This is a genomic window from Roseovarius sp. D22-M7, assembly GCF_037083785.1.
Lineage (GTDB): Bacteria > Pseudomonadota > Alphaproteobacteria > Rhodobacterales > Rhodobacteraceae > Roseovarius.
Genome location: NZ_JBAPKY010000110.1, coordinates 1 through 4,685, shown reverse-complemented (window position 1 = coordinate 4,685; position 4,685 = coordinate 1). Strand labels below are relative to the sequence as shown.

Annotated in this window: 4 protein-coding genes; 2 read left to right on the top strand and 2 right to left on the bottom strand. The window is 56.7% G+C overall.

The features are described from left to right. Nucleotides 1-287 precede the first annotated feature (287 nt). Nucleotides 288-2,099 (top strand): ATP-dependent nuclease, encoded by a 1,812-nt coding sequence (locus tag V8324_RS21055; protein WP_336421858.1) that lies wholly within the window; start codon nucleotides 288-290, stop codon nucleotides 2,097-2,099. Next, a complete protein-coding gene (locus tag V8324_RS21050; RefSeq protein ID WP_336421857.1) occupies nucleotides 2,096-3,841 on the top strand; it encodes a UvrD-helicase domain-containing protein in 1,746 nt (581 codons plus the stop codon). The genes V8324_RS21055 and V8324_RS21050 overlap by 4 nt, the downstream gene beginning before the upstream one ends. A gap of 113 nt (nucleotides 3,842-3,954) precedes the next feature. On the opposite strand, the gene V8324_RS21045 is transcribed toward V8324_RS21050, so the two are convergent. Both V8324_RS21045 and V8324_RS21040 read right to left on the bottom strand, forming a co-directional pair. After that, complete coding sequence (locus V8324_RS21045; protein WP_336421856.1) at nucleotides 3,955-4,365, bottom strand: DUF4186 domain-containing protein; 411 nt, start codon at nucleotides 4,363-4,365, stop codon at nucleotides 3,955-3,957. After that, on the bottom strand, nucleotides 4,362-4,598 hold the full coding sequence (locus V8324_RS21040; protein ID WP_336421855.1) for an alpha/beta family hydrolase: 237 nt from the start codon (nucleotides 4,596-4,598) through the stop codon (nucleotides 4,362-4,364). Before V8324_RS21040 ends, V8324_RS21045 begins: the two co-directional genes overlap by 4 nt. Nucleotides 4,599-4,685: the final 87 nt, after the last annotated feature.

Below are 4,685 nucleotides of genomic sequence, written 5' to 3'. Positions count from 1 at the left end.
GCAGCAAACGCGAAAAGCCTGAAAGGAAAGGCGTTTGCGCCGCATGTTGAGCAGCTATTTCTGCGCTCGCGAACAGGTGTTTTTCCACAGAATCGACGGAGAGCAGACGTTCGCTGCGTGTGCGAAATAGGGTGGTCGCAAACCAATAACCAATATTCGCAACAGTTGGTAGCAAGAGGTTGCTGCGTGAAAATCAAGCTTCTTGCGGATTGGCTGGTGAAATCTCGGTTCGGGTAGTTTAGCCTCCAGACTATTACGGTTACACTCCATCGAGAATAGAAAACCAAATGCAAGTTCGTCGCTTAAAAATAAAAAATTTCCGCAGCGTGGCGAACGGTGAGGTGACGTTCAACGAGCATACGGTGCTGATCGGACGCAACAGCGTAGGCAAGTCTACGGTGTGTGAAGCTCTCGACTTACTGCTGGGACCAGACCGGCTCTCGCGCTCCAATCCGATCAATGAACATGACTTCCATCACCGGACCTATCTCGACGAAGATGGCGAGCCGATCGCGATCGAACTCGAGGTCATCCTCACCGATCTTACTCCAGAGCTCGAGGCAAAGTACCGAGCGCATCGCGAGTACTGGGACACAGAAGGCGAAACACTGCTCGATGAGTCGGATGATCCCGAGGACACCGACGTCGACAATGTCACTCCGGCTCTTCGGATCATGTTCGAAGGGGTTTACGACAAGGAAGAGGACGAGTTCTCGGCGAAGACCTTTTTCGCGTCTCCGCCTCCTGAGGATGGCGGGAGCGCTGTGCGGATCAGCCGGGCATCGAAGCGGGAATTCGGATTTATCTACCTGCGGGCATTGCGAACAGGGGCGCGCGCGCTCAGCCTGGAACGTGGTTCACTCCTCGATATTATTCTCCGACTCAAGGAGGATGATCGTTCGGAGATGTGGGAACAGACCCTCGGGCAACTTGAGGAGTTGGATCCGCCGATTGATCAGATTCGCCAACTCAAGTCGATATTGGAGGACATTGACGAGCGGGCAAGACGTTTCATCCCCCTGACGGAAGAAGGTCAGGCATTTCGCCTTTTTCCCTCTGCTCTAACGCGTGAAGACCTGCGCCATTCGATTACCCTGTTCGGTTCGTCAGAGCGCTCCAACACTCCAGTGCCGTACTGGCGCTTGGGGTCTGGTGTCATCAATGCGCTGGTGTTTTCGCTACTGACGTTCATCGCGCAGTTGAAGAAGAATGTGATTTTCGCGATGGAGGAACCTGAGATCGCCATTGCGCCGCATACACAAAGGCGGATCGTAAAGTTTTTGCGGAATCGAATGCAGCAGGCCATCCTGACTACGCACTCGCCATTTGTGCTCGAGCAGTTTGAGCCAGAAGACGTCGTTATTTTGGATCGCGCCCAGAACTGCGAGTTAACTGGCAAACATGTCGAGATCTCCGGAATAAAAGCCAAGACATATCGTGGCAACCTACGACGCATTTTGGCCGAGGCCATGCTGGGCACAGGTGTGATCTGTGTCGAAGGCGTTTCCGACGCCGAGGTTCTCTCTTCTGCCTCCGACGTGCTTGAGGAGGGTTATGATCCTGGCACATATACTCCGCTCGATCTGTCTGGCGTAACGATCGTCCAATGTGAAGGCGACGGTGGAATCTTGCGCTATGGCGAGTTCTTTAAGTCGCTCGGCAAGAAAATCTACGCGTTCTATGACAAGCAGGCGAACGGTGATATCGCAGACGACATCGATGATATCTTCGACGCTTCCTGGCAACTCGATCAGACAGGGATCGAGTTCCTGCTGGCGGAAGAGATTGCGATCGCGGTTCTGCGCAAGTTCCTGAAGCGCGCATCGAAATGGGACGACTACCCATCCAACGCGGCCAAGCCGGCACAGTTTACATACGAAGCCGATCTTGGCGAAGACGATGTTCGCAAGCTTGCGAAGCGGGTGTTGAAGGCCCGCAAGGGCTGGGGATACGCGGGGCGGCTGGTAGAGCTTTGCGAGCATGACGATCTTCCAGAGATTGTTGTGGAAGCGCTTGAGATCATCAGCGAGGCGTTGCCTGACAATCTTGCGCCCGAAGAGGACGAGGGGGATGAGGATGGCTCGCCCGACGGTGAATGAGTTCTGCCAATCCGGAAGATGATTTTACGCTCTGTGAGCAGCGCAAGCGGATCCTTGACGAAGACGGCCACATGCTCGTTGTCGGTGGCCCAGGTTCGGGGAAGACGACAATCGCGCTTCTGAAGGCGCGCCGACGCGTCCTCGAGCAGCTCAATGCAGGGCAGAAGGTCCTGTTTCTCAGTTTCTCGAACTCGGCAATTCGTCGGATTATGGAAAGCGCCGGTCGAATCTTGACCGATGAAGTCGCCGATCACGTCGAAATCAAGACCTACCACTCATTCGCCTGGGAAATCCTTACATCGCACGGCTATCTGACGTCGTCGCAGCGGCGAATGAGGATTCTCCCGGCGCAAGACGCCGCAGTTCGTGCTGCGGGGTTGAGTAAGGACGAGTGGCGGGGGGAGCAGGATCGCCTTTATATCGAGGAAGGGCTCGTCACATACGATCAGTTTGCGCCGCGGGCGGCCGAATTGCTCACTCGCTCGAAGGCCGCGCGCGCGTGCTTTTGTGCTGCGTATCCGCTCATTCTCGTGGATGAGTTTCAGGATACTGACGAGGAGCAATGGGCAATTGTCGAGGCATTGAGCAAGAAATCCGAGATCATTGGGCTCGGTGACACCGAGCAGCGCATCTTCGAATGGCGGCCCGGAGTGTCTGAGACCCGCCTCGAAGACTTTGGAAAAGCACTTGACTGCGAGCGGTTCGACTTCGCCAGTGAGAACAATCGCAGCCCTGCAACGGGTATCGCGGCATTTGCACGCTCACTCCTGTCGCCAGGGTCCGAACTGGACTTTCCCAATGAAATCGTGCGGCAACGGTTCTGGCCGGGGCGGCTGGCCGCGCAGCTCCATCTTGCGGTTCGCAAGTCGTTCAAGGAGGCCAAGGAGCGATCGGACAAGGATCGACCGAAGATCGCGATGGCGGCACGTAGTAAGCGGCTCGTGAGACAGATCTCCGACGCGCTGTCCGCGAATGCAAACGCAAATGGGCGAGTTCTAAAGGCGCTGCCGCACGACGTGCGCATCGACCAGCACCAGATACTCCTCGCATCGCGTGTAATCACGAATATCCTGTCCAACGCAAGTGGAGTTCCACGCAGCGAGCAGCTGGCTGAGGCGTTGGATCGTATTGCCGACATGCTTCGGTCAGCGGCAAATCCGACCAACATCAAAGCATCTGACAGGCTAAGGAAATGGGCCGACAAATGCCGAACAGGCAACGCGCCCAAGACGAAATGTGTTACTGCCCTCGCTGGAGTGATGGAGCGGATTAACGGGGATGGCCTATCCGGGGCCCCAACACAGGATTGGATTGCCACCCGACGACTACTTGCAAAGGCCGATGCGAGTGAATTGAAGAAGGTCGCTGACCTTGCGCGATATCTTCGCCTCCTACGACGAGGTTCAGTGATAGAACAAGCATTGATCGGTCTTTGGGTGACCCAAGGAAATTACATGGGCGCAGAGGCCGCCCTTGAACAGGCTATCCTTCAGGATCAACTCGTGGATTCACAGCGAGAATCAGCCACCATATCGGTAATGAATATGCATCAGCTCAAGGGGCGGGAGTATGATGCGGTTGTACTGGTTGAGGATCAATACAATACGTTCATGGCTCAGGATAAGGAGTCGCCACACGCCGATACGCGGCGCCTCCTGCAGGTTTCGCTGACGCGCGCGCGAGAGTTTGTCGTAGTTGTCTCAAGTGCCGGCGACGACACGTTTGACCAACTGCTATCCTGATTAGCCTCTTGGATCATACGTAGAACGATCGAAAGTGCGACCAGGCTCGTTATCGTCGCCTTCGGTTTCAATCCGCATGCGAAGCGAAACAATATTGGCAGCTGGTTCGACCATCAAGGGCTCGCGTGGCTCGCACTGCGGACGTCGACCGGCTGGACTATGCTGGGAGGTGCCATGAAAGATAGCTTTTTGGACGCGGCACCGCAGCGATGACCATCCTGACGAATGTCCTCTGTGGGTGGCTCCTGCATGCCGTGCCATTTCGCAAGGCAGGACCGGCAGCAGGTCGCCGTAGCGTGCTGCGCGACGAAGACCGGATGACCTCGCATCGGCGTCTGCTTGCCGTCGTTCTTGGGCTCAGACGGCGCCAGCCGCTGGGCGACGAAATCGACCGCATGCGACCGGATCACGTCCATGCCCCTGGCCGCGAGGTAGGATGTCTCCTTCGCGCCGAGGCGGAACCGCGCTCGGAACGCGGACCGTGACAGGCGAGCGAACAGCGCGTCAAAGTCCTGGCCCGTCATGCCAGTGACCTTGCCCAGACCACGACGCGCTCCGCTGCCCTTCTGACATGCGCTGCCTGGGTCTCGGCACTGATGCGTTTGCGCGGCTTCAGGTCATGGTCACCATCCTCGAGCCAGAAGAGTTCGATACGCTCTGAGAGTTCGTAGCGTTCCACTTCTTCGCGCGAACCGAGCTTGTCGCGTGTTCCCTGGCAGATCAGGGTCGGCGTCGTCATTTGGGCGAGAGTAATCACCCGGTTGGCACCGCCTGCCCGCATTTGCCCAGATGGGCTAAGACACGTGCATAACGACGTCGCTAACGACGTGTCTTATGCGGAGGT